At 57.5% G+C, this 24,884-nt stretch carries 23 protein-coding genes; 18 read left to right on the top strand and 5 right to left on the bottom strand.

The annotated features are described in order from the left end of the window. Positions 1–80: 80 nt before the first annotated feature. The 5 genes from RHEC894_RS30155 to RHEC894_RS30135 all read left to right on the top strand — a co-directional run bounded on the left by RHEC894_RS30155 (position 81) and on the right by RHEC894_RS30135 (position 3,334). Positions 81–575: an amino acid ABC transporter permease gene (locus tag RHEC894_RS30155; RefSeq protein WP_245339603.1), complete on the top strand. Its 495-nt coding sequence runs from the start codon at positions 81–83 to the stop codon at positions 573–575. Positions 576–584: 9 nt separating this feature from the next. Next, a complete protein-coding gene (locus tag RHEC894_RS30150; protein ID WP_012490243.1) occupies positions 585–1,235 on the top strand; it encodes an amino acid ABC transporter permease in 651 nt (216 codons plus the stop codon). A 69-nt stretch (positions 1,236–1,304) separates the two neighbouring features. Beyond that, a complete protein-coding gene (locus RHEC894_RS30145) occupies positions 1,305–2,153 on the top strand; it encodes a transporter substrate-binding domain-containing protein (RefSeq protein ID WP_085740323.1) in 849 nt (282 codons plus the stop codon). 41 nt (positions 2,154–2,194) lie between these two features. Then, entirely contained in the window at positions 2,195–2,935 is a 741-nt protein-coding gene (locus RHEC894_RS30140; RefSeq protein ID WP_085740322.1) for an amino acid ABC transporter ATP-binding protein, read from the top strand. Positions 2,936–3,016: 81 nt separating this feature from the next. Further along, complete coding sequence (locus RHEC894_RS30135; RefSeq protein ID WP_010067907.1) at positions 3,017–3,334, top strand: hypothetical protein; 318 nt, start codon at positions 3,017–3,019, stop codon at positions 3,332–3,334. A gap of 155 nt (positions 3,335–3,489) precedes the next feature. On the opposite strand, the gene RHEC894_RS30130 is transcribed toward RHEC894_RS30135, so the two are convergent. After that, positions 3,490–4,230 carry an AraC family transcriptional regulator gene (locus tag RHEC894_RS30130; protein ID WP_245339602.1) on the bottom strand — a complete coding sequence of 247 codons (741 nt, stop codon included), beginning with the start codon at positions 4,228–4,230 and terminating at the stop codon, positions 3,490–3,492. 146 nt (positions 4,231–4,376) lie between these two features. Between RHEC894_RS30130 and RHEC894_RS30125 the strand changes: the two genes are divergently transcribed. From RHEC894_RS30125 to RHEC894_RS30070, 12 genes are all read left to right on the top strand, one after another. Then, complete coding sequence (locus tag RHEC894_RS30125) at positions 4,377–5,408, top strand: pyridoxal-phosphate dependent enzyme (RefSeq protein ID WP_085740320.1); 1,032 nt, start codon at positions 4,377–4,379, stop codon at positions 5,406–5,408. Positions 5,409–6,383: 975 nt separating this feature from the next. Continuing rightward, the gene (locus tag RHEC894_RS32785; RefSeq protein ID WP_125461007.1) at positions 6,384–6,581 is read left to right on the top strand and encodes a hypothetical protein; all 198 of its coding nucleotides are present in this window, start codon (positions 6,384–6,386) and stop codon (positions 6,579–6,581) included. 154 nt (positions 6,582–6,735) lie between these two features. Beyond that, the gene (locus RHEC894_RS30115; protein ID WP_085740319.1) at positions 6,736–7,326 is read left to right on the top strand and encodes a DUF1349 domain-containing protein; all 591 of its coding nucleotides are present in this window, start codon (positions 6,736–6,738) and stop codon (positions 7,324–7,326) included. Between the two features lie 210 nt (positions 7,327–7,536). Beyond that, positions 7,537–8,322 (top strand): histidinol-phosphatase, encoded by a 786-nt coding sequence (gene hisN / locus RHEC894_RS30110; RefSeq protein ID WP_010069187.1) that lies wholly within the window; start codon positions 7,537–7,539, stop codon positions 8,320–8,322. Between the two features lie 740 nt (positions 8,323–9,062). Next, complete coding sequence (locus tag RHEC894_RS30105) at positions 9,063–10,868, top strand: thiamine pyrophosphate-binding protein (protein WP_085740644.1); 1,806 nt, start codon at positions 9,063–9,065, stop codon at positions 10,866–10,868. Between the two features lie 101 nt (positions 10,869–10,969). Beyond that, positions 10,970–12,286 carry a histidinol dehydrogenase gene (hisD, locus tag RHEC894_RS30100; RefSeq protein ID WP_085740318.1) on the top strand — a complete coding sequence of 439 codons (1,317 nt, stop codon included), beginning with the start codon at positions 10,970–10,972 and terminating at the stop codon, positions 12,284–12,286. Positions 12,287–12,361: 75 nt separating this feature from the next. After that, positions 12,362–13,612: an ABC transporter substrate-binding protein gene (locus RHEC894_RS30095; protein ID WP_085740317.1), complete on the top strand. Its 1,251-nt coding sequence runs from the start codon at positions 12,362–12,364 to the stop codon at positions 13,610–13,612. A gap of 81 nt (positions 13,613–13,693) precedes the next feature. Continuing rightward, complete coding sequence (locus RHEC894_RS30090; protein WP_085740316.1) at positions 13,694–14,590, top strand: sugar ABC transporter permease; 897 nt, start codon at positions 13,694–13,696, stop codon at positions 14,588–14,590. After that, on the top strand, positions 14,580–15,458 hold the full coding sequence (locus RHEC894_RS30085) for a carbohydrate ABC transporter permease (protein ID WP_085740315.1): 879 nt from the start codon (positions 14,580–14,582) through the stop codon (positions 15,456–15,458). The genes RHEC894_RS30090 and RHEC894_RS30085 overlap by 11 nt, the downstream gene beginning before the upstream one ends. Positions 15,459–15,462: 4 nt before the next feature. After that, positions 15,463–16,563 carry a sn-glycerol-3-phosphate ABC transporter ATP-binding protein UgpC gene (ugpC, locus tag RHEC894_RS30080; protein WP_085740314.1) on the top strand — a complete coding sequence of 367 codons (1,101 nt, stop codon included), beginning with the start codon at positions 15,463–15,465 and terminating at the stop codon, positions 16,561–16,563. An 8-nt stretch (positions 16,564–16,571) separates the two neighbouring features. After that, the gene (locus RHEC894_RS30075; RefSeq protein ID WP_085740313.1) at positions 16,572–18,068 is read left to right on the top strand and encodes a GMC family oxidoreductase; all 1,497 of its coding nucleotides are present in this window, start codon (positions 16,572–16,574) and stop codon (positions 18,066–18,068) included. Beyond that, positions 18,068–19,717, top strand: a complete 1,650-nt coding sequence (locus tag RHEC894_RS30070; RefSeq protein WP_245339601.1) for a GMC family oxidoreductase N-terminal domain-containing protein — start codon at positions 18,068–18,070, stop codon at positions 19,715–19,717. Before RHEC894_RS30075 ends, RHEC894_RS30070 begins: the two co-directional genes overlap by 1 nt. A gap of 115 nt (positions 19,718–19,832) precedes the next feature. Here RHEC894_RS30070 and RHEC894_RS30065 read toward each other — a convergent pair whose 3' ends face one another. The 3 genes from RHEC894_RS30065 to RHEC894_RS30055 all read right to left on the bottom strand — a co-directional run bounded on the left by RHEC894_RS30065 (position 19,833) and on the right by RHEC894_RS30055 (position 23,093). After that, positions 19,833–21,065, bottom strand: a complete 1,233-nt coding sequence (locus RHEC894_RS30065) for an MFS transporter (protein WP_085740312.1) — start codon at positions 21,063–21,065, stop codon at positions 19,833–19,835. An 81-nt stretch (positions 21,066–21,146) separates the two neighbouring features. Beyond that, positions 21,147–22,022, bottom strand: a complete 876-nt coding sequence (locus RHEC894_RS30060; protein ID WP_085740311.1) for a sugar phosphate isomerase/epimerase family protein — start codon at positions 22,020–22,022, stop codon at positions 21,147–21,149. A 63-nt stretch (positions 22,023–22,085) separates the two neighbouring features. Further along, complete coding sequence (locus tag RHEC894_RS30055) at positions 22,086–23,093, bottom strand: Gfo/Idh/MocA family oxidoreductase (protein ID WP_245339600.1); 1,008 nt, start codon at positions 23,091–23,093, stop codon at positions 22,086–22,088. A 140-nt stretch (positions 23,094–23,233) separates the two neighbouring features. Here RHEC894_RS30055 and RHEC894_RS30050 point away from each other — a divergent pair, with 140 nt between their 5' ends. Next, on the top strand, positions 23,234–24,058 hold the full coding sequence (locus RHEC894_RS30050; RefSeq protein WP_004670035.1) for a helix-turn-helix transcriptional regulator: 825 nt from the start codon (positions 23,234–23,236) through the stop codon (positions 24,056–24,058). Positions 24,059–24,092: 34 nt separating this feature from the next. Here RHEC894_RS30050 and RHEC894_RS30045 read toward each other — a convergent pair whose 3' ends face one another. Beyond that, complete coding sequence (locus RHEC894_RS30045; protein WP_085740310.1) at positions 24,093–24,788, bottom strand: hypothetical protein; 696 nt, start codon at positions 24,786–24,788, stop codon at positions 24,093–24,095. Positions 24,789–24,884: the final 96 nt, after the last annotated feature.

Below are 24,884 nucleotides of genomic sequence, written 5' to 3'. Positions count from 1 at the left end.
CTCAAGCATTCTGGCACTCATTCTGGGCGTCCTTGTGATGCTTATGCGTAGGAGCAATATCTCGCCCGTTCGCAGCGCGGGTGTTCATCGAGGTCATTCGCAATACTCCATTCCTGGTCCAACTGTTCTTCATCTTTTTTGGGCTGCCCTCCCTCGGTTTGAAATTTTCGGTTTCGTTCGCAGCAATCGCGGCGCTGACTGTCAATACGGCGGCCTATATAGCCGAGGTTCTCCGCGGCGGGGTCGACGGCCTGCCGTATGGCCAGATCGAAGCCGGCAAAGCCCTGGGCTTGAACCGACGCCAGATATTCTTCGACATTATTCTGAAGCCATCCGTTCGTGCGGTCTATCCCGGTCTCTCCGCTCAATTCGTTCTTCTGATGCTGACCTCGAGCGTTGTCGCTTCGATCTCTGCGCCCGAACTGACCTATTCGGCGCAAATGATTGAATCGCAGTCCTTCCGTAGCTTCGAAGTCTATTTCGTCGTCACGGGAATCTACCTGGCATTGTCCATCTGCATCTCGTCGTTCCTTCGGCTCTTTGGCCGGCTCTACTTCTCCTATCCGACTAAATGAGGTCAGACCATGGTCAGAGAAATTTCCGTAAATGACCTTTGGATGCTCATGGAAGGGCTGAAGTGGACGGTTCTTCTTTCGGCTATTGCATTTGCAGGCGGCGGCATAGTCGGTGTGATGATCGCTCTGATGCGAACCAGTCCCTACGCGCTTCCACGCTGGTTTGCATATTTGTACATCGAGGTGTTTCAGGGTACGCCGCTCCTGATGCAACTCTTCGTGTTCTATTATGGCGTTGCTTTGGTCGGACTCGACGTCAGCGCATGGATCGCTGCCGCGATCGGACTGACCGCCCACAGCAGTGCGTTTCTCGGCGAAATCTGGCGGGGAGGCATCGAGGCGGTGCCGCTTGGCCAGACCGAAGCGGCGCGAGCCCTCGGCCTGCCGTACCGCCACCGCATGCTCGACGTGGTTTTGCCCCAAGCATTTAAGATCTCGCTTCCTGCGACGATCGGCTTCCTCGTCGGACTCGTTAAGGGAACTTCGCTCGTCGCGATCATCGGCTTTACCGAACTCACCCGCGCCGGGCAGATCATATCGAATAACACTTTCCAGCCGTTGATCGTCTTCGGAATGGTCGGCGCGATCTATTTCGCGCTGTGCTGGCCACTTTCCCTCCTGAGCGGGCATCTCGAAAAGAGGATGTCGTTCGGCAGGTAAACAGATCAGCGAATTCGGCACGCTGGCGGAAAACGAAATGCCGATCAAAACCAACAGAGGTGAACACAAATGTTTAACAAGAAGAGCGCTCTCGGACGTCGTACTTTCCTCGCCTTCAGCAGCCTTGCCCTTGCCATCGCCTTTACCGGTGCCTCGCATATCCGTCAGGCTGGCGCGGCAACGCTCGATGAAATCAAGAAGAAGGGCACAATCACCTTCGGCATCGTGACCGATCAACCTCCCTTCAGCTTCATCAACGCGAGCGGACAGAACGAGGGCTACGATATCGAGCTCAGCAAGCTGATGGCGAAGGAGCTCGGCGTCGAAGCGGCCTATGTTCCGATCACGAGCGCGAACCGTATTCCTCAGCTCATGACCGGAAAGGTCGACATGCTCATCTGCGTGATGGGCGTCTACCCCGATCGCGCCAAGGTCGTCCAATATGTCGCTCCGTACGCGGAAATCAATGCGGCCATTTACGGGCCGAAAGACGGCGGTGTTACGAAGGTCGAGGAGCTTTCCGGACATTCGATCGCTGTTGAAAAGGGCAGCTCCATGGACAAGGCTGTCACCGATGCCGCCCCGAAGGATGCCACAATCCAGCGCTTCGACGACGCATCATCGGCCGTCCAGGCACTTCTTTCCGGCCAGGTCGAATATCTCGGCAGCTACAGCCACCAGTTCGGCGGCGTCGAGAAGGCCGCGCCGGGCAAATATGCTCAGAAGATCGTGCTTTCGACGGAATACGAAGGCATCGCCGTTAGCCCGAAATCCGAGGAGCTCGGCAAATGGGCCGGCGAGTTCATGTCCAAGCACAAGAAGGACGGAACCCTTAACGAACTGTACCAGAAGCACTTCGGCGCTCCGTTCCCGGAGATGCCGGCGTCAATGGACGGCATCACGTTCACGATGAACTAAAGCTGCGTGAAACAGGCTCATACCACGGAAGGATAACGCCAATGGCTGAGAAAACGATCAAGATGGTGGACGTCGACAAGTGGTATGGGTCTCTTCACGTACTGAAGAAAGTCAACCTCGAGGTTGCGACGGGCGAGCATATCGTTCTGTGCGGTCCGTCGGGATCCGGCAAGTCCACCCTTATCCGATGCATCAACTATCTCGAGGAAACCCAGGGAGGGCATATATCGGTGAACGGCATCGAGCTCGGCTCGAAGGGCACCAATGCCGACCATATCCGCCGGGACGTCGGCATGGTCTTCCAGCACTTCAATCTGTTTCCTCATAAGACCGTTTTGGAGAATTGCATGCTGGCGCCGAAACGCGTGAAGCGCGTCAGCGACAAAGAGGCGCGCGAGACCGCGATGCGGTATTTGGAGCGTGTTCGCATCGCCGAGCAAGCCAACAAATATCCCGCCCAGCTATCAGGCGGTCAGCAGCAGCGAGTCGCCATCGCGCGCGCACTCTGCATGGGGCCGAAAGTCATGCTCTTCGATGAGCCAACGTCGGCCCTCGATCCCGAGATGGTCAAAGAAGTGCTGGATACGATGATCTCGCTCGCCGAGGACGGCATCACCATGATCTGCGTGACGCATGAAATGGGCTTTGCCCGCGCCGTCGCGCATCGGGTAATATTTATGGATGGGGGACAGATTATCGAGAGTGCTCCGCCGCACGAATTCTTCTCCAATCCGCAGTCGCCGCGTGCTAAGGCCTTCTTGGGCCAGATTCTCAACCATTGATCGAACCCGGAGCCAGAATGCAAAATCAGTTAACCTGGGCAGAAGGGGATGAAGGCAGGACGGCGTCCAAGGAACCGGTTGATGGTGCAGCGCTTACGGGGCTGCGGCCCCGGCATGCCGGTGTCGACGGTCGAAAGGGCAATGGGCTCTGTTTGGCGCACGCCTGCGCCGCATAAGGGCGACGTGATCGACATTCTCGCAAAGACGGATGGCGTTACCGTAAGGATCGAGCGAAAGGGGCTGATCGGCCGGATCGATTTCAATTCCCGCTTCATGCATACCATCGCCAGCATTCCCATGGGGACATCGCTTGCCGATCTCCGCGGTACAGTGCCGGAAATGGAGATGAGTGAGGACAGTACTGCGAGTGGGGTGCACGTTTCGGCGCGAAACAGCTGACGGAAGGCGCCCCTTTCGCCGCCATTACGTTAGATGCTTCCGGCATCGCTATCTTCAATCCGGATGCCGAATATGCGGAGCCGAGCTTTCCACCTTGTCCTGCTGTAGCCGGCGCTCCCGGCGCTTCATGCTTCAGTTGGTCGGGGGGCCGCTATTCACCGGCCTTCGTCGTGCTCTCGCAAGCGTCCTCGAAATGTGTTGGGCGTCGCCCCGATCGCATCCTGAAACATCGCAATGAATGCAGAGGTGGTGCTGTAGCCCAACTTGAGTGCGACCGTTTGAACGGAAAGGCCATCCGCAAGCATGGGGACCGCCCGGGTTAGCCGAAGCCGCTGACGCCATTTCACAAAGCTCATGCCAAGATCGCGGGCGCAGCGACGGGCCAATGTACGCTCCGTGCTGTGGACGTGGTTCGCCCATTGGCCAAGAGATCGACCGTCACCGGGGTCTTGAAGAAGTGCTTCCAGAACTTGCTTTAGGGCGCGATCATTCGACAATGGCAGGAAGCTCTCCAAAGGCGATCCAACACTCAGCTGATCGATCAACACGCGCATCAGCCTTGCATCATCGGCATTTCCAGGCTCTCGTACACCACGCTTCTTCAAATCAAGAAGAATCGCTTTCGCGATCGGCCCGACGGAGAGAACGCTTGCTTGGTGCGGAAGACGGTCACAATGGCTCTGTTCGATGTCCAAAAGCAGATACGTGGTTTCGTCGCCAGCCCAGGCCAGATGCTCGGTCTCGGGCGGCAACCACACGCCGAAGTCTGGCGGCGCCGCATAGCGGCTGCCTTTCACCGTCAACTCGACGACGCCCGCGACGGAGTAGACGAATTGACCCCAGCTGTGTCGATCCACTGAGAATGCGGTGACTTCGGTCAACTGCACAACCTTCATGGCGACCGATCCACGTGTAGACCGTTCATTTTTTCCTAAACGATTGTCGCCAGTCATTTTGTCAGAAGCCACGTATCCAGTGTCCGGATTTCAGTATCTGCCTTTGTGTATAGGGTCCTCATCTGACGATGTGTAGAGGATAATGGATGAGTGCTCTGGAAACACTTGAATGCCTGCCGCGCCTTAATCTGCGCGGGTTTGTATCGCCAGTGCAGCGTCTTGAGCGTTTCAGTGATGCGATTGGTGTCGAAATTTGGTGCAAGCGGGACGACATCGGCTCGGTCGGTCTCGCAGGCAACAAGGTCCGCAAGCTCGAAGTCGAGCTCGCGCACGCCTTGGCTTGCGGCGCCACGCACCTGGTTGCGGAAGGCTCGCGCCTTTCCAATGCCACGCGTGCGGTGGCCGCTGCCAGCGCTGCTCTCGGACTGAAATGCACACTGCTCCTTTGTCATGACGAGCCGCACGAACCTGTCGGCAATCTCATGCTTGATGGTCTTTTCGGCGCTGATCTTCGATTTGTGGGCGATATGAGCTGGACTGATCTTGCTCGGCATTCAGTAGACGTCGTCAGCGAACTCGAACGATCCGGTGAACGCGTTTATCGACTTCCCATCGGCTGTGCTTCTGAACGCAGCTGCTTGGGGTTTGCCCTGGCATATGACGAACTGCGTCGGCAAATGCGCGAGCATGGACGCACCGTTGGGACGATCGTCCATGCGAGCTCATCAGGCGGAACCCATGCGGGCCTCGTCCTTGGGAATGCACTCCACGGTTTCGAAAGTGAAATTCGCGGCATTGTTGTAGCGGAGGACGTCTATCCCGATGTGCCTGGCGCCTATCTGTCGTTCGCTCGCGGCGGCGCGCGCCTTATCGATGCAGAAGTCGAATTGACGCGCGATCATATCAACGTCACGCAAGCATATCTTGGTGAGGGATATGGACTGCCTGCTGACGGCATATATGAGGCGATCGATTTGCTCGCGACCAAAGAGGGCTTGCTGGTCGATCCTGTCTATAGCGGGAAGGCGATCGCGGCGATCATCGATCTTGCCGCGAAGGGTGAGCTAAACGGCCCTGTCGTCTTCTGGCATACAGGCGGGTATCACGCGCTTTTCGACCCTCGCTATGCAAAGCGAATTTGGTCGGCACTTGACCGCCTTTCAGGCATCTTGCTGTGATATCGCACTGGACCGCCGCTGAGGTATAGTCATGAACTACCCGCCATGGCGGGTAGTTCAGCCGCTCGCATCAGGAAGAGCGAGTGCGAGGGGCGCTGGTTTCACTCCTGTCCGCGCGGCGCCGCCGGCAGAGTCAGGACGGCGATGCGGGGCGAAAGGCGCGGGCAACGGGTCTGCCGCGAATGGTCAGCCGCATACGCGATTGAATCGCTTTCTAGCAGCGTTTCCAAGGGACGGAAGTCGGAGGCCCAATTGTTTCGCGAGTGGGAGACTGGCTACCCGATCTGGTCGGTGGAACGTCTTGCGAGAAGCGGGACGTCCGCTCGCGGCGGGCACGCCCGCGCCGCCACCTGCTACGTTTTCGTTGAAGGCCCTTTAGGTATAGGCCGCGGCTTGGATGCGATAATTGGTCCGGCCAACCTTGAGGGCCAAGCATCGCGGTCCCGGCCATCGTTGCACTTAACATAACCGGAGCGTTACACCGCGGTGATCGGGGGCGCACAATGATGCTAATGTCATCGACCCCGGATCTAACTAACGCCCGTTCCTCTTGCGCCACTCGGCGCCGTCGATATCGGTCTTCTTTTGGCAGCCGTTCCATGAGAAACCGCAATTCCGGTGAAGCCGACTGCGTATCCCTTCTTGCCCTCCTGCTCGGAGTGGATTTGTCACGGCCGGCGTCCTTGACGATGCGAACCGTCGTTCCTGCGATTGAGAGGAAAACCGTGACATCGCGAGCCAACATGATTGCCCCAGGTCGGTGATGTCGAACCTTCCTTCGAGATTGTCGAGCAGGAAGCCTGCATCGACCATCTTTCGAATGATCTCTTGAGAATTCTTCGGCTTGGGCTCGCCGGTCGGATCACAAATCGGGTCGGGGTCGAGCGTGGCGACGACGTCGCCGGCCGTGACGTTCGATGACGCGACTGCGGTTTCGAAACGCCGGCGGCCGGTCGCTATCCAGAGCGCGCGCTCGTGCTCGGGAAACTCGGCGAGTCTTTTCTTGATTTCGCCGATCCGGACAAATTCCGTGCCGGCGAATATACAGGCCGTTTATTAGAATTTCGAATAAAGATCGACCATTGGGCCGACGGCGCAAAAACGGGTTTGGTGTCGTTGAACGGTACTCATGTTGCAGTGTCGGGCGGCCACGTCACATCGCGTCAGGTTTAACGGCTTTGCGAAATTGTAGTTAGGGAATTTCGCGTGATTTTAATCCTGCTGTGTTGCGTTGCTTTCTTTTCTCACCAATGCGCGTGGTTCTTGGCAAAATTTCCCGCCGAGCTTCAGGACACCGCGGTCAATTTGAAACGAGCTGAGGTCGTAGATGAACTTAAATAGCATGCAGGTCAGAGGCGAAAACCACGGGACGGTGGTCGTCGGCGACAAGAGCTTGACGCTAACTGCCAATGGAAGCACTGACTGGTTCCATCATCCCGCGGACAGCTTTCGCCGGAATGACGTGCTTTCCTTAAGTGCGGACGTCGCTGAAATGATATTCGCAGTTGTCGCAAGGGTGTCAGTTGAGTTCACTTCACCCTACGACGCAGGCGCAATTTTCGTGCAGACCGACGAGGATAACTGGGCAAAACTGGCGTTTGAATACTCTGCTGCCCGTAAGCCAACAATCGTAAGCGTCGTTACAAGGACGACATCAGACGATTGCGACGGACCGAATTTCCCTGGAGAAGCTGTTTGGCTCCGCGTTTATTGCGATGGTGAAACGATTGCATTCCATTTTTCCGAGGACGGCAAATTCTGGCAGTTTCTGCGCTGGTTCGCTATCCCTGGCATTGGCAAGCGTCCGATTAAAGTTGGTTTTGGCGTTCAATCGCCGACGGGAGAGGGCTCAAAGGCTCACTTCGACCATATCGAACTAACCTTTGAAAAGATCGCCGACCTGCGAAGCGGTGCGTAAAAGGCATCAGCACAGGCTCACGCGGCCTATGTGTAATTGACGGCGAATGTCACGCGTCGTTCGTAAGGAGACGAACAGGAACCCTAGGGTCGCGTAGGACGGGACATCAACCGGGCGACATGGGTGGCATCCTCAACGCAATAACCAAAGCGATCTATGCAGCAAGAGTGTTGCGGCGCTTCGAAACACCAATCGAGACAGGAATAAACAATGAAACTTCCTACGGCGGATTTTCTGCACAGATTAGCCGACGCTGCCGATCGCGAGACAGTGTCGCGATTTCGGCAAAAGCTTGAGACGACAACGAAGCCAAAAGAGGGATACCGCTTTGATCCAGTGACGGAAGCGGATCGAGAGGCCGAATTGGCAATGCGAGCGCTGATCTCCGAGGAGTTTCCCGATCACAGCATTGTCGGTGAAGAATACGGCGTCACGGGAGCTGGAGCCTGCCAGTGGGTCCTCGATCCGATCGATGGCACCCGTCCGTTCCTGCTTGGAATTCCAGTATGGGGAACTTTGATCGGCTTCTGCGAGCAGGGGCGAGCGAGTGCTGGAATAATGAGCCAACCGATCACGAGAGAGAGATTTTGGGCTCACAACGGCGAAAGCTGGCTCAGGACTGACAACGCTACAACCCGCTTGACGACAAGTCCGTGCACGCAGCTCTCGGATGCCGTCTTGCATACCAACTCGCCTGAAGGTGTGCGCCGGAACCCCGACGTTCGATTTGATGTGCTCGACGCGACGGTCAAAATGACCCGATATGGGGGCGAGTGTTACGCTTTCGCCATGTTGGCGGCCGGCCACATCGATATCTGCGTCGAATTTAGTCTGCAGCCTTACGACATCGTGCCGTTGATTCCGCTTATCGAGGCAGCGGGCGGCACAGTAACGACGTTTGACGGGTCGCGTCCGGAAAACGGAGGCCGCATTATCGCTTCTGCAAACGAGGAACTCCACGCCGCTGCGATCAGCGTTTTGATGCGTGGACGATGAAGCATAACGCGGCAATGATGCGATCGCCAAGGGTAGAGCCTGTCGCGACGCGCCGCCAAAAGCCGGACGGTGGGCGCGCGACAGTGCGTTCATGGTCATCTGCTCCAGGATAGCCCGAGCTAAATCTGACGCCAGATCCGCGCGATTTTCGGTTGCCAGCACACCTTTTAGATCGCCAAATCTGGCCCAACCTTACACCTTACCTTAACTGCCACTGTGGTTTGGGTAGTACGCTGCTTTCCGGCGTTTGCTCTTATCAGGGCACAATGGCAGGCGCGGTCATCCTGACATTACTGCAAAGCGATCTGATACTGGGCTGCCGGAATTTGCCTGGCAGATTGCCTATGGGGGCATACTTGCACCTGTTACGGAGGTCAAAGAGGCAAGTGTGCCTCCTTGACCAACTCATTCCAGACTCTTTGAGCATTATGAAGCACTTTTGACTTCATAATGCTCATTCACGCGAGCGTGGTCGCTAGCTCAGAAGCCGTCCGTCATTACCCTCGCATAGCGCCTGATAGTTCATCACGGGGCCTCCCGCTCGGGTGGGTTGTTGTAACCGGCGTCGAGCTCTGCGCCGGCTGGCGCAACATAAATCAAAAGGTGCTTCATCCTGCTTCGCCGTTTCGGAGTCTGCGAACTTGCGAGTCCGCCTGATGCGGCGGCAATGTAAGCGCAGTTGAACGGCTGCGGTCATTGCCAGCCCACGACTAAAGAACAACGAACTTTAGAGGGTGAAGATGATGAAACTCACAGGTGGCCAGGTCGTCGCAAGGGCACTGAAAGAGTATGGCGTCGAATATGTGGCTGGCGTGCCGGGGCACGGGATCTGGTCGCTTTTTGACGCGTTCCTCGAAGAAGGCTCCCAACTTCCATTCATCCAGGTCATGCACGAGCAGAGCGCCGTCCATATGGCCGATGGATATTTCCGGGCCAGCGGAAAGCCGATGGCTTGCTCGACCTCCGTCGGGCCGGGCGCTGCAAATACCATCATCGGTCTCGCAACAGCGCTAACCGATTCCACCTCGCTGTTCTACGTATCGGGTTCTCCGCAGACCTACATGCACGGTCACGGCACCATGCAAGAACTCGAGCGTCATCAGGATAACGCCTTTCCGCGCGTCACCGAACAGGTTACCAAACGTGCGTGGCAGGCAAATTCCGTTCAGGTTCTTCCCAGCATCATGCATCGCGCCTTCAGCGAAATGCTGACGGGCCGGCCGGGTCCGGTGCACGTCGAAGTGCCGATGGACGTTCAAGTCGAAGCTGCTGACGTCACGATCCATCCGCTCCAAAAGCGGCTTCCGATCGGCATTGCCTACCCGGATCCGCGTGCAATCGAAGCTGCAGTGAAGGTCCTTCTCGCAGCCGAGCGACCTGTCATTGTCGCCGGCGGCGGTGCTATTTCTGCGAACGCGTCGGAGGAATTGACGCGGCTCGCTGAAAAACTCGGTGCGGCCGTCTCGATTACATGGAATGGCAAGGGCGCGATTTCTGAAGATCATCAGCTGTTCATAGGTGCTGTCGGTCAAACCGGCACTACGAGCGGCAACAAGATCACGGCTTCGGCAGATGTTGTCGTCTCCGTCGGTTGTCGCTTCACGGATTGGTCTGCGTCTTCGTATGCCAAGGGCGTCTCCTTTTCGATTCCCTCTGCAAAGCTGATTCACATCGATCTCGATCCACGCGAAATCGGCAAGAATTACGAGACCGAGGTCGGCATTGTGGCGGACGCCAAGGTTACTCTCGAAGCCATTCTGTCGCTGATTTCCGACGCAGACTCTACAAAGATGCTGTCGCGCCGTGAACCTTTCCTGGCTGACGTCCAGAAAGCGAAAGCAGATTGGCGCGCGCAGGTCGAGCCACGCGAAACGAGCCGCGAAACGCCGTTTACGTCGCAGCGGCCCTTGATGGCGCTTCGCAAGGTTCTCGATCGCGACGGCATCGTTGTCGTTGGTTCGGGGAATACGCAAGGGTCAGTGAAGCAGAGCTTCCCGATCTACAAGCCCCGCACCCACATCACGTCCGGTTCCTACTCGCCGATGGGATGGGCCGTTCCCGCAGCGCTCGGCGCCAAACTGGCCTGCCCGGACAAGCAGGTCGTCGCGATTGTCGGCGACGGTGATTTCATGATGTCTCTCCCGGAGATGGGAACGGCAGTCATGAACGGCATCAACGTTGTGTTCCTCGTGCTGAATAATTTCGGATACATGTCCATCCGCGGGGGGCAGCGAAAGTTCATGGGTCGCCACGTTGCTTCCGAGTTCAACCACCATGTCGGAAATGGTGAACCCTACTCGGCCGACATCGCTGCCTCGGCTCGCGCATTCGGCCTTGAGGCATGGAAGGTTGAGAAAGATGAGGACCTCGAAAGCAGCATCAAGGCTGCCCTCGAATGCGGTGGGCCCGCTCTCGTCGAAGTGATTGTGTCGCGTGACGCCGCTGGTCCGTTTGCCACCGGGTGGTGGGATTTCCCGTCGCCGGCCTATTACGAAAAGGAACAGGCTGGCTACGCAAAGATGCGCAAACTCGAGCAGCATCTCTAGAACCGAATTGAGGTTCGGGGCGCCGCCCGGCGCCCCACCAACCACAGTTTATTCTCACCCTGAATGCGGAGCGCAGTTTCCGCAAACGAAGAGTTATTGTCATGATCAGACACATTAAAACTGCCCAAGCCTCGACGGCGGGCGCTTCCGATGGCGCGGTAACGAAGGCTGTCGAGGAGCTCCTTTCCAAAGTGGAAGCCGGCGGCGATAAAGCGGTCCGGGAACTCTCCGTTAAGTTCGACAATTTTGACCGCGAGTCTTACCGCGTGACCAAGGACGAGGTCACCGCTGCGATCAATTCGCTGACCAAACAGGAGCGGGAGGACCTGGACTTTGCCCAGGATCAGGTCCGCCGTTTCGCACAGGCACAGAAGGAAGCGCTACAGGATCTCGAAGTCGAGACGATGCCCGGCGTCATCCTCGGCCATCGCAATGTGCCGATCGAAAATGTCGGCTGCTACGTGCCGGGCGGGAAATATCCCCTGCTTGCATCGGCCCATATGACAGTATTGACAGCGCGTGTGGCGGGCTGCGACCGCGTCATTACCTGTGCCCCGCCGTTCAAAGGACAGATATCCAACAAGATCGTCGCCGCACAGTCTCTCGCCGGGGCGGATGAGATCTATTGTATCGGCGGCGTTCAGGCGATTGCGGCGATGGCCTACGGCACCGAAACGATCAAAGCCGTCGATATGCTGGCCGGACCAGGCAACGCCTTCGTGGCGGAGGCCAAGCGTCTTTTGTTCGGCAAGGTCGGCATCGATCTGTTTGCCGGCCCGACTGAAACGCTGGTCATTGCAGACGAAAGCGTCGACGGTGAAATCGTCGCCACTGACCTGCTCGGTCAGGCCGAACACGGCGCCAATTCTCCGGCCGTACTCATCACCAATTCCGACAAGCTCGCCAGAGATACGCTCGCCGAAATCGACCGGCTCCTGCAGATCCTGCCGACAGCGTCGGTCGCCGGCAAGGCTTGGAACGACTGCGGCGAGATCATCCTTTGCGACACGATCGACGAAATGGTGTCCGAAGCCGATCGCGTCGCTTCGGAACACGTTCAAGTCATGACGAGCGACCCAAACTATTTCCTGGAGAACATGAAAAACTATGGCGCGCTGTTCCTTGGCGCCCGTACCAACGTTGCCTTCGGCGACAAGGTCATCGGTACGAACCACACCCTGCCGACGAATAAGGCCGCGCGCTACACGGGCGGTCTCTGGGTCGGGAAATTCCTCAAGACCTGCACTTATCAGCGCATCGAGACCGATGAGGCATCAGCGCTGATCGGTGCCTATAGCTCGCGTCTGTGCCTGATGGAAGGCTTCGTGGGTCACGCCGAGCAGGCCAATATCCGCGTCCGCCGCTTCGGCGGCCGCAATATTCCTTACGCCGGGTCGGCTGGGCCGCTCGACGCGTAAAATCTGCCGGCAGCTTTGACACGTGCGAGGCTGCCCGCAATCCACCAACCGCTGAGACAAAAAAGGGGAACTACAATGAAACTGAAAATGCTTCTGACCGCTTCGATCTCTCTGCTTCCGATGGCCACGATGGCGCAGGAGAAGCCGAAGATCGAAGGTATTCACCACTGGGTTTCCGAGAGCGAAGTCAAGGCGCTCAAGGTCATCACCGACAAGCTCGCCACCAAGGGCTATACTTGGCAGGACAGCGCGGTCGGGGGACTATCCGGGGCAAACGCCCTGCAGGCGCTGCGTACCCGGCTCGCCGCCGGCAATCCGCCGACGACGATGCAATTCCTGGGCTTTGAGGGGCTCGATTGGGCGAACGAAGGCGTTTTGCGTTCGCTGAACGAGCTGTATGAGAAAAACGGGTGGGAGAAGACCATTTCTCCTCAGTTGGAAGCCTTCGTTAAGAACGGCGACGACTACATTTCCGTGCCGATCAACATGCATCGTCAGAATTGGATTTGGGCCAACAAGGCGCTGTTCGACAAGAACGGCATCAGCGAGCCCAAGAGCTGGGACGACGTGATTGCAGCCGGTGAAAAGCTGAAGGCTGCGGGTGTCGTCCCTCTCGCGATGGGTGACGAACCCTGGCAGATCCTCGAAGTCTTCGAAGCGATCGCCACCGACATGAACGGGCCGGAATTCTACAAGAAGGCGATTGTCGATCTCGACGAGGACGAATTGTCGAGCGACAAGATGGTCAAGACATTCGATATGTTGCGCAAGGTGCGCGGTCTGGTCGATGACGGCTTCACGGGCCGTGACTGGGCCGTCGCCTCGGCCATGGTCGCTGACGGCAAGGCCGGTATGCAGGTGATGGGCGATTGGGCCAAGGGCGAGTTCCTCAACAAGGGCCTGAAGCCTGGTTCCGACTTCCTCTGCTTCCCAACGCCGGCACAGACGCCCTATTTCAAGTTCGTCATCGATGCCTTCGGCCTCTTCAAGACCAGTGACGAGGCGGTCGTTCTTGGGCAGGATGCCTGGGCGGAGTCCGTCATGGATCCGCAGGTCCAGCGCGACTTCAACAAGATCAAGGGGTCCATTCCCGCCCGTATCGACATTTCGGTTTCGGACTTCGACACCTGCGCACAGCGCAGCTTCGCCGACCGTGATGCTGCCCAGAAGAATGACACCATGCTTGGCGGATTAACCGAAGGCTTTGCCAACCAGCCGCAGTTCACCGGCGTGTTCAGCGACGTAGTTGCGAAGTTCTTCACGACCGACATGTCCTCCAAGGACGCGGTCAAGGCTCTCGTCGACGGAATCAACAACGCAAAGTGAGCGTCTTCGGTGTCCAGCCCGCCACGGCGGGCTGGTTCGCTCGATTTCGACGCACATGCGCCTCAACGCTGGAATGCTGTGATGGACAGTAGGATTTCTCCGAAAGATAGATTTACGCTCTGGCTGCCCCGGCTGGTCTTGTCTCCAAGCCTGGTGGTGGTTTTCATCGGCGTCTATCTATTCATTGCGTGGACGGGCTGGATATCCCTGTCTTCGTCGAAAATGGTGCCGCGATACGACTTTGTCGGCCTGGAGCAATATGTTCGCCTTTGGGCAACGCCCCGCTGGGAGACGGCAGTCGCCAATCTATTCATCTTCACGGTGCTGTTCCTCGCGATAACTATCGCACTGGGCCTGCTTATCGCCATCCTGCTCGACCAGCAGGTGCGGGCAGAAGGCTTCCTGCGCGCCATCTACCTCTATCCCATGGCTCTTTCTTTTATCGTTACCGGCACCGCATGGAAGTGGATCCTCAATCCCGGGCTCGGCGTGCAGAAGGTCGTTAACGAGCTCGGCTGGACCGGCTTTGTCTTCGACTGGATTACGAGGCCGGAATACGCGATCTACTGCGTCGTGATCGCGGCGGTCTGGCAATCCACCGGTTTTGCCATGGCGATCTTCCTTGCTGGCCTGCGAGGCATCGACAATTCGGTGATCAAGGCGGCCCAAATTGAAGGTGCGGGCCTCGTCCGGATCTACTGGAGCATCATCGTGCCTATGCTTCGGCCAGCCTTCCTCAGTGTCATCGTTCTGCTGAGCTATATCTCAATCAAGAGCTTCGACCTGGTCCTGGCGCTGACTAATGGTGGCCCGGGGAGCGCAACCGAGATGCCGTCAACCTTCATGTTTTCCGCTACGTTCAAACGAAATCAGATGGGCATCGGTGCGGCAAGCGCCATGATGATGCTGATGACGGTCGCGGCAATCATCGTGCCGTACCTCTATTCCGAACTGAAGGAGAGCCGCAATGACCACTGAGGTTAACAGGGCGCGGCGTTCCGCCCTATTCGGGCATATCTTCATCTACGGGTCGCTCATCGCTCTTGCAGCGTTCTATCTCATGCCGCTGTGGGTGATGATCGTCACGTCGCTCAAGTCGCTTGACGAGATCTACTCCGGTTCGTTTATCGGTCTTCCGCAGCAGCTCACCTTCGACGCCTGGCAGAAGGCCTGGGACGAAGCATGCATCGGCACCGAGTGCAGCGGCCTGAAGCCATATTTCGTGAATTCGCTGATGATGGTCATTCCGGCCGTCATTCTGTCGACCGGGATTGGTGCGATCAATGGCTACATCCTGACAAAATGGCGCTTCCCAGCCTCGAACTTCGTGTTCGGCATGCTGCTCTTCGGTTGCTTTCTGCCGTTCCAGGCGGTGATACTGCCGATGGCCCAGCTTCTTGGCGCCCTCAAGCTCTCAGGAACCATTCCGGGACTGGTCCTCGTTCACACCGTCTACGGGATCAGTTTCACGACGCTGTTCTTCAGGAACTACTTCATCACGATTCCGAACGAACTCACGCGTGCAGCACAGATCGACGGTGCCGGATTTTTTCGTATCTTCTTTTCGATTATGCTGCCGGCGGCACTGCCCATCATCGTTGTCTCATGCATCTGGCAGTTCACTCAGATCTGGAATGACTTCCTCTTTGGTGTGTCCTTCACCGCGGGACAATCGTCACCGATCACCGTGGCACTCAACAATATCGTCAACGTCACGATGGGGCGCAAGCAATACAACGTCGACATGGCCGCTGCCATGATCGCCGCCATTCCCACGCTCGTCGTCTACATCCTGGCAGGCCGCTACTTCGTACGCGGATTGACTGCCGGTGCCGTGAAAGGCTGAACCCATGTCTACTCTCGAAATAGATCGCGTCCGCAAGGCTTATGGCGAACTGGAAGTCCTCAAGGAAGTATCAATCTCGATCGGCACGGGCGACTTCCTTGTGCTGCTCGGACCTTCCGGCTGCGGCAAGTCGACCCTCCTGAACATGATCGCAGGCTTGGAGACGATCACCGGCGGTTATATCCGCATCGGAGAAAAGGTCGTCAACCACCTCTCGCCGAAAGACCGCGACATCGCAATGGTCTTCCAGTCCTACGCGCTTTATCCAACAATGACAGTGCGAGAAAACATCGAGTTCGGAATGAAGATCCGCAAAGTGCTTCCGGCTGAGCGGGACAAGGCGGTCAAGGCTGCGGCCGATCTTCTTCAGATCAGCCACCTTCTTGATCGCAAGCCGTCGCAACTGTCGGGCGGCCAGCGCCAGCGCGTCGCTATGGGACGTGCGATCGTCCGCCAGCCAAAGCTCTTTTTGTTCGATGAACCGCTGTCTAACCTCGATGCCAAGCTTCGCGTCGACATGCGTACCGAAATCAAGCGCCTGCATCAGCGCCTCGGTACGACGATCGTCTACGTCACGCACGACCAGATCGAGGCCATGACGCTCGCAACCCGTGTTGCGGTCATGAAGGATGGCGTCGTCCAGCATCTCGACGAGCCTCAGAAGGTCTATGACCGGCCGGCGAATGTCTATGTCGCAAAGTTCGTCGGCTCGCCTTCGATGAACATCATCCCCGGCAGGCTCGAGGTCGCCGGCTCATCCGTGACCGCCGTTATCGACGTGCCGAACAAGCCGCCGGCGCGCGCGACGGGTATCGGCTTGTCTGCCGAGTCAGCGAAACGATACGCTGGCAAGAATGTACTTGTCGGGATCCGTCCGGAGAACTTCACACCCGCTTTGGCTGGGGCTGGCAACCACATCGCAGTGGACGTCGATGTGGTCGAGCCGACTGGACCTGATGCCCTTGTCGTCTTCCAGCTTGCAAACGTCGAAGTAACGGCGAGATTGCCGCCGAACGTGACCCGCTCGCGCTCTGAAGCATCGCTCGCCGTCGATGCCTCGAAGATCGTCCTGTTCGACGTCCAGACCGAAGCCAGAATTGATTGAGGTATGCCATGCAGCACACGGCGGATGTGGTAATCATAGGGTCAGGCATCGGAGGCAGCTCGCTTGCCTACAGCCTTGCCGAGAGCGGTCTCAAGGTCATCATACTGGAGCGCGGCGGGCACCTCAGAGACAGCGTGGAAGCCCGCGACGATGTCGCGATTTTCCAGCGCGGTTTTTATCGGCCAGCCGAGGAGTGGCTCGGAACCGACGGCGAAAGCTTCCTTGCCAACAATTACTATTACGTTGGCGGAAACTCGAAGTTCTTCGGCGCCGTGATGTACAGGTATCGAAAGGAGGATTTCGAAGCCCGTCCACATCTCGACGGTAGTTCTCCCGGGTGGCCATGCACATACGAAGAGCTGGAGCCGTGGTATGAGCGGGCTGAAAAGGTGTTCCAGGTCCGTGGCGCGCTCGGTCAGGATCCGACGGAGCCTTTCCATAGCGAAGCCTACGCCCATCCTGCCGTTCCCGACGAGGCGCCGATCGCGTCGGTCCGCGACCGGCTGAAGCGGGCAGGTGTCCATCCGGCGAGCTTGCCGCTGGCGATTGACATCGAGGCTTGGCTTCACCGCGCAAAGACGGGCTGGGATGCGTTCCCGAATACAGGTGTCGGCAAGATCGATGCCGAGGTCGGCCCGTTGACGGAGGCGCTGCGTCATCCAAACGTTACCCTCATGACCGGTGCTAACGTGTCCCGCCTGGAAACGGACGAGACCGGCACCCGCGTGACTGCTGCCGTCTTCGTCAAAGACGGGTTCGAGCAGCGGATCTCTGCCGGAATATTCGCTGTTGCCACCGGCGCGGTTCAGACTGCAGCACTTCTGCTCCGGTCGGCAAGCAAGGCTCACCCAACGGGCTTGGCCAACAGCTCAGACCAAGTCGGCCGGAATTTCATGAACCACAACACATCCGCGATGCTGGTACTCGATTATCGCCGCAATGCCTCGGTCTACCAGAAGACCATTGCCTTCAACGATTTTTATAACGCCGATAACGACTACCGGGCGCCGCTCGGAAACGTCCAACTGCTGGGGCACATCACCGGCAATATTTTGAAAGCGAACTTCCCAGTACCCGCACCCTCATGGCTGGTCCGCCTGATCGCGCGACACGCCTATGGGTGGTTCCTCACCAGCGAAGATCTTCCCAATCCGGAAAGCCGGGTGATGGTCCGCGAGGATCGCATCGTCGTCAACTGGATCCGGTCGAACATGCGCGCCCACCAGGCGCTCATCAAGAAAACAAAGAATGTCATGCGAAAAGCAGGCTTCCCGGTCGTGCTCACGCACACCTTCGGTCGAAAAACAACGTCTCACCAGTGCGGCACCGCTCGGCTCGGGCATGATCCGAAAACCTCGGTTGTCGATCTAAATTGCCGTGCGCATGACGTCGAAAATCTTTATATTGCCGATGCCTCAGTTCTTCCAACATCGGCGGCAGTTAACCCGGCCCTGACCATCGCTGCCCTCGCGATCAAGGCGGGTGCTTCGATCCGAGGTGTGTGATGTTGCTTCCTCCGTTTGGCTCTGCGCGCTACGGTATAAAGCCGCATTCTGGCAAGCACCATCGCTACGACTATATTGTCGTCGGCGGCGGGTCGACCGGCTGTGTGATCGCCTCGCGATTGTCCGAGGATGAAAATCTTCGCGTGGCGCTCCTAGAGGAGGGGCCCACCGATTCCAGCCCATACATCCACATTCCAGGCGCTTACTACAAGACTGCTCAGGGAAGCCTCTTGAAGCGTTTCGCCTGGGAGGCCGGTCCGGAGCTTGCGCGTAACGAGCAGCAGACGATGGTACAGGCGCGCGTGCTCGGCGGCGGTAGTTCGGTCAACGCGATGATCTATATTCGCGGTGTTCCCTCGGACTACCAGCAGTGGGTGCAACTGGGTGCTGCGGGATGGGCCTATGAGGACGTGCTTCCATATTTCAAGCGTTCCGAGGACAATAACCGTTTTTGCAATGATGCGCACGGCGTCGGAGGTCCGCTCGGCGTCTCCGACATCGAGCACATCCATCCCTTGACGCGCGGTTGGCTACAGGCATGCCAGCAGGCAGGTCTCCCCTATAACCCGGATTTCAACTCCGGCAGTCAGGCGGGGTGCGGGCTCTATCAGATTACCGCAAGGGACGGTAAGCGCAGCAGTGCTGCCGTCGCCTATATCAAGCCAGCGAAGGGACGACCGAACTTGCAGGTCGTCACGCGCACCACTGTCACTCGGCTGATCATCGAAAACGGCAGGGCTGTCGGTGTCGAATACATCCGCAATGGTGAGAAGCATGTGCTTCGTGCGGAGCGCGAAGTAATCGTGTCGGCGGGCGCGATCGCCACGCCGAAACTCCTGATGCTCTCAGGCATCGGACCGGCCACCGAGTTGAAGCGGCATGGGATCACCGTGCATGCAGATCTTCCGGGTGTCGGTAAGAACCTGCAGGACCACGTCGAAATATCACTGATCTATCAGCTGAGTGGTCCCTACAGTTACGACAAATACAAGAAGATGCATTGGAAAGCGGCCGCCGGTTTGAACTATGCGCTTTTCAAAGGTGGGCCCGCGTCATCAAACCTCATCGAGGGCGGTGCGTTTTGGTGGGGCAATAAGAGCGAGCATGTTCCCGACATCCAGTTTTTCATGGTGGTCGGGGCGGGCATCGAGGAAGGTGTCGATGCCGTACCGGGCGGCAATGGTTGCACGATCAACCTCGGTCAGATCCGGCCGAGGTCGCGAGGCGAAGTCACCTTGCAAAGCGGCGATTTCAACGCCGATGCCCGCGTTGCTCCCAATTACTTCTCTGATCCGTACGACCTGGAGGCAATCACCGAGGGTACAATGGTGGCGATGGATATCATGTCAAAACCGGCGCTCTCGAAATATCTCCAGTCACGATATGTGCCGGCCCCGAGCGTCAGCACGCGCGATGACATCCGCGCGTTCTGTCAGAGAGCCGCGCACGCAGCACTGCATCCGTCGGGGACTTGCCGGATGGGTGTCGACGAGATGGCTGTGGTCGACCCGCAACTTCGCGTCAGGGGGATCGAAGGCCTTCGCGTCGCCGACGCATCAGTTATGCCGACATTGATTTCTGGCAATCCAAATGCCGTCTGCATCATGATCGGGGAACGGGCGGCCGACTTTCTGCGCCTCACACACTAGAGCGACAGCGACAACTTGATCGAGCGGGCGATGTTGGCAACGACATCGCCCGCTTTCGTTTATCGCGAAGGAGTCCGTTCCACCAAAAGGTCCAAGCCACCTGGCGTGTCGCTGCTCAGGTTTCGTGTCGGAGCGTGAGCCCATGAAGCGCCATGCGCTTGGCGACTGCGAAACCGACGATGGCGACAAGAACAAAGCCGCCCATGATTACGGTAAAGCTTGTTGTCAGGCTCGAATGCTGGGCGACAAAGCCGAGCAGCGCCGGTCCTAGAAGCAGGCCGCTATAGCCCATCGTCGTGGCGATCGACATCGCCCGTCCGGCCGAATCCCCTCCAAGATGACCGGCGGCCGCAAAAACGGCTGGAACCAGGTTTGCTACTCCGATCCCGCATAAACCAAGGGCAAACATCGTAACGCTAATGCTGCTCGACACGACGATGACCGAGACCGAGACAGCGCACACCACACCGCCGATGCGAATGACATTGACATGCCCAATGCGCCTCGTCGCCCAGTCGCCCGCAAACCGTCCGAGTGCCATTGTCGCGGAGAAGGTTGCGAACCCATAGGCTCCGACGCTTTCGGAGGCCCCGTGTTCGGTGACGAGAAAGATTGCAGTCCAGTCCATCACCCCGCCTTCGGCCAACATGGAGAGAAAGGCGATGGCTCCGAACATGATGACAAGAACCAGCTGTTCAGGGCTGAGTTGTATTTTTTTCATCGCGTTCGACTGGGTGCTGCTGATGCGATGTTCAAATGACCGTTTTCTTGCGATCAGACGTGAGCCGAAGGCTACGAGGACGACGGTTGAACCTGCAATGCCGAGGCATAAGTTCAACCCGCCACCGATCGAAACCAACTGGCCGACAAGAAGTGCGCCCAAGAGCGCCCCGACACTGAAGACCCCATGGAAGGAGGACATCAGGTGTCGTTTCGATGTACGTTCGAGGTGCGAGGCTTCGGTGTTCATCGAGACGTCGAGCGTTCCGAAGCCGGCGCCTGCCGTAAGGATCAGAAGGGCGGCGGTCGGGACGCCGGGAGCCAATGGAACCAAAAGGATGCAAGCCCCGAACGCCACGCAACCCGCAAGCGAGAGCTTGTCGCTCTGCAATCGATCAATGAACCGTCCGATCGTCACCATCAGAACAATCGCGCCCAGTGCGAACCCAAGAAGGAGGAAGCCAAGTTCTCCCTTGCTGATCGCAAGCCTCGTCGAAACGAGCGGAAGGCTGGAAGCCCACGCTCCGATGCCTATTCCGGCCGCGAGGAAGAAAGCACAACATCTTGCCCGCTTTGACGAGCCGATGCGCCGGAGCACGCCTGTTGGTGCTGGCCTGGTAAACAACATTGAGACACCTGATTATCGCGGAAGGTGGTGCTTGGCGGTCCCAGCTTGAAACAGTGAAGTCCGCCGTCGAAGGTAAATTTTCTAGGGGGCGAGTAAGTCACTCATCAGGTCTTTAAGTCTACGAGCGACCGCAAAACTGTTTTCTTGGTGATTGCGACGGCAAAAGAGCTCGCAACTCCACCATCCCTGGTAGCCGGTTGCTCTGACGGCATCCGTCCACTCCTGAAGATTTAGCACCCCTTCTCCGGTAGGCACGTCCCGGAGTACAGGCTCATCCGGGATGCCGCCATCGAACTTCAGGGAGTCGCAGACATGAATGCCGTAGAGCAGCTCCTTGTCGAGCTTGGCAATCCTCTCCGGCGTGTCACCGGACGTGTAGCAATGCCAGAAATCCACGAGCAGCCGCAGATTATCGCGGCCCGCTTTCTCGATTACCCTGAGCTGCTTGTCCAGCGTATTGAGCGGCGTCCATGACAGCGCTTCGAGATAGAGGATGAGATTGTGGTCGGCGGCAATCTCCGACAGCTCCCGCAGATTGGAAGCCGTAAGGTCGACCTGCTCATCTTCTGGAAGGTCGACCAAACCCCTGTAGAGATCTGCCGCCGTTCGTTGCCCACGCGCGACCTCTAGACTCAGCGGTCCTGTAATGACTTCGACACCCTGAGCGCCCACGGCGCCCGCGAGTTCAAACAGACGGTTTGCTTCCGCAAACAGTTTGGTCTTGTCATCCTTCTGGCGCTCAATATCAATGAGAAAGCCGATTCCCGGAATGAATGTATCACCAACAAGGGATTTGAGCTCGCTTCTCGATAAGCCAGCGTCAAGGCAGTTCGCGATTTTGTCGCCAGACGCCTCTAAGCCATCGAAGCCTATCTGCCGTGCAATTTCGACATCGATCGCTAACGTCGAATGCCGGGCGACCAGAGAATGAAGAATGATCTGATCTCGCTTTCTCACCGTTGCTCTCCTTGATGATATGCTGGATGTGCGTGCACGTTGCGGAGCAGCCGAGAACTCTGCTCATGCCGTGCCCCTCGGTTTGATGTCGACAAGGTCGCCCGACTGGGTCGACGCAATGATAGAGTTAATGGCGGCAAGGTTTGCCACGCTGTCCGCGCCAGTCGAAAGCCAGGTCGGCCTTCCATGAAGCCCGGTGACAAAATCCTGAATGGCAGCCACGTGCACGTCCTTGTCACGGATCGGAATAAGCTCGTTCTTGCCGCCGATCCTGCGCGTCAAAGTGCCGGATCCGCGACCGTAGAGCGTCCCAATGGCGGTCAGCGATCCCTTCGAACCCACAATCATGACCGTGTCTTCGATCTCGGCGGTCAGGAAGCTTTCATGTGCTTGGAAGATGCAGCCGTCATCCATAGCGAGGACGAAGGCAAGGTGTTGCGACCCACCTCCCATCGGCTTCGAAATCCCGGTGGCCCGATGGGGCTCCGCGTCGGTCAAGAACCGGACAAGATCAACGTCCTCGATTGCCGCGTCGAAGAAGATGTCGCCTTCCAGATTGGCGAGTTGACCACGGCGATTGGGTGAAGGATGAAATGCGCCGCCGCGCGCCACGACAATCGAATGAATCTGGCCGATCTCGCCGTCGCGGATCAGCCGCTTCATCGTTTGATGAACGCTAGAAGCGCGCGCGATGTGATGAACGGCGAGCGTGACCTTGAGGTCATGACAGAGCGACACGAGCCGGGCTGCCTCTTCACGCTCGTTGCTGATCGGGCCATCACAGAGAATGTGTTTGCCCGCTTTTGCGGCTGCGGCGATGTGAAACGAGCGTCGCTCCCGCGTGGCGCTGACATAGACGAAACGCACATCGCGATCGGCCCACACTCGTTCGAGGTCGTCGGTCGCATTGGGGATGTCAAGATCGGCGGCAAATGTGCCTGCGTAATGGGCATTGCGGCTGACCGCCCATAGCGGTTGATGGCCAATCGAGCGTATCGCGGAAACCATATGCTCGGTCGCGATGGTTTCCGTGCCCATGATCGCCCAACCGACTCTGTCGTTGCCTGCCAAGTGGTGGATTCCCTAGTGTTTCATCGGCCACTATGGCGTTGGATCCCCTATCGGAGCAATTTCGCAACGGGTTGAAGATGTTCTCAAAGTGGCGTAGAATTAGCGTCAGAGTGCTTCAGTTTCGAGCTTTGGGATAGGTCATGAACTATATGATGGACGATCCGGCGTCGTTTGCCGCCAACTTGAGAACGCTATGTGATCGCCAAGGCTCGGTGGCGGCCGTGTGCCGCAAGATCAAGGTCAATCGCCAGCAATTCAACAAATATCTTTCCGGTGCCCATCTGCCTGCAGCGGCTAATATGCGTATTATTGCGAATTATTTCGGTTTGAGCGTTCCGATCCTGTTTTCCGACCCCGAGGAGTTCCGGACGCTCGTTGATGGCAACTTCTTTCATGCTATGTCGGCGGTCAGGCAACTGCCGGAATTTGCGCGTTTCGTTTCCGCAATGCTTGTCGAAAATTCCGTTCCCGACAGCGATCTCGTCGGAGTCTACGACCGATACCAATTCTCTTCTATCTACAAGGGCTTCGTGTTGAAGTCCGCATTCTGCATATACAGGGCAAACCAGTTCCTGCAGCATTATTACGTCGAGCGTTTCCCCAGTTTCGATGATCCCAAGAAGATGGAATATGTCTTCAAGTATTATGGTTTCTGCTTTCCAGTGGCGGATCGGTTATTCACAGCCGATTTCGAGGGCATTCAGTCGAACGAGCTGACCTTCGGCGTCTATGCGCAGGTCAAGCGCAACTCCAAGAAGTTCATGTTCGGGATTTCGAGTGGAATTGCGGCGACAGTGTTTCGTCAGCCTTACTCGACTAAGGTCGCCTTACATTACAGGGGACCCGGTTTATTGAAGAGGGAGCAGCTGAAAGGGATCACCGTCATGGACAAAAACGATCCGGCGATCCCTCGAGAGGCACTTCAATATCTGGGCGATGGCTCAGACATGATTCAGATGTCCTGATCGGCTAACCCTGGCGCCCTGTCCCAATCGTCGATCAGGGGTGAAGCTCGACGGCAAGCCACACGGAATCGGTATCACAGTAGTAGCGGTGCCATGGGTAAGTCCATTTGTTTTCGCCTGCAACGCGGCAGAAGGGGTCGTGTGAATAGCCGATCGGCATCACGACATCTTCGTACAGCGTTCCCTGATCGCGTTCGTGGAATTTCTGCATGCGGCCAAGCCCATGGATCTGCGTATGGACCTCGAGGAAGGAGTGCTCGTTGTGGATGAAGCAGTCGGTGTCACCTGGCGCCCACCACAGGTTGAGCTTGAGCGTGAAGGGCTGTTGCGCCGCTGGCGCTGCGTGCTCGTTCGTGAACACCTTGGGGTCGACCGTCACCGTTCCGATCTCGTCCTGCGCCGAAATGAAGAGCGGCGTGTCGCGCGGGAAGCTGCGAATTCTGTTGCCGAGCCAGTCCCATCCTCGAAACTGAGCACCGCCCAAATTGGTCGCCTTGCGGACCTTGATCAATGCTGCCCGCTCTGCCGACTTGATTTTGCCGCCCTTCAACCATGTTGATTTCCACGCCGGAACGATTGCGGGATGATCGGCGCCGGTGATCATTGGCGAGGGACTGATGTTGACAACGACAGCATCTTCGACGTCTAGATCGACGACGTTTTCTACAAGCTTCGCCGAAATGAAATCGTCAGCGAATGCGAGGTCTCTGGTCTGGTTCTGCACGAGCATGGATCCCGAATGATGGAGATGATTACATCAAGCCATTTCGGGCGCGCCAAATAAATTGCGCGATGGTGCGATTATCGGCGCAAAATGATTATCTCA

Source organism: Rhizobium sp. CIAT894 (genome assembly GCF_000172795.2).
In the GTDB taxonomy this organism is placed as follows: Bacteria; Pseudomonadota; Alphaproteobacteria; order Rhizobiales; family Rhizobiaceae; genus Rhizobium.
The sequence above is the reverse complement of the archived record's forward strand: the minus strand, read 5'-3'. Positions and strand labels throughout refer to the sequence as shown.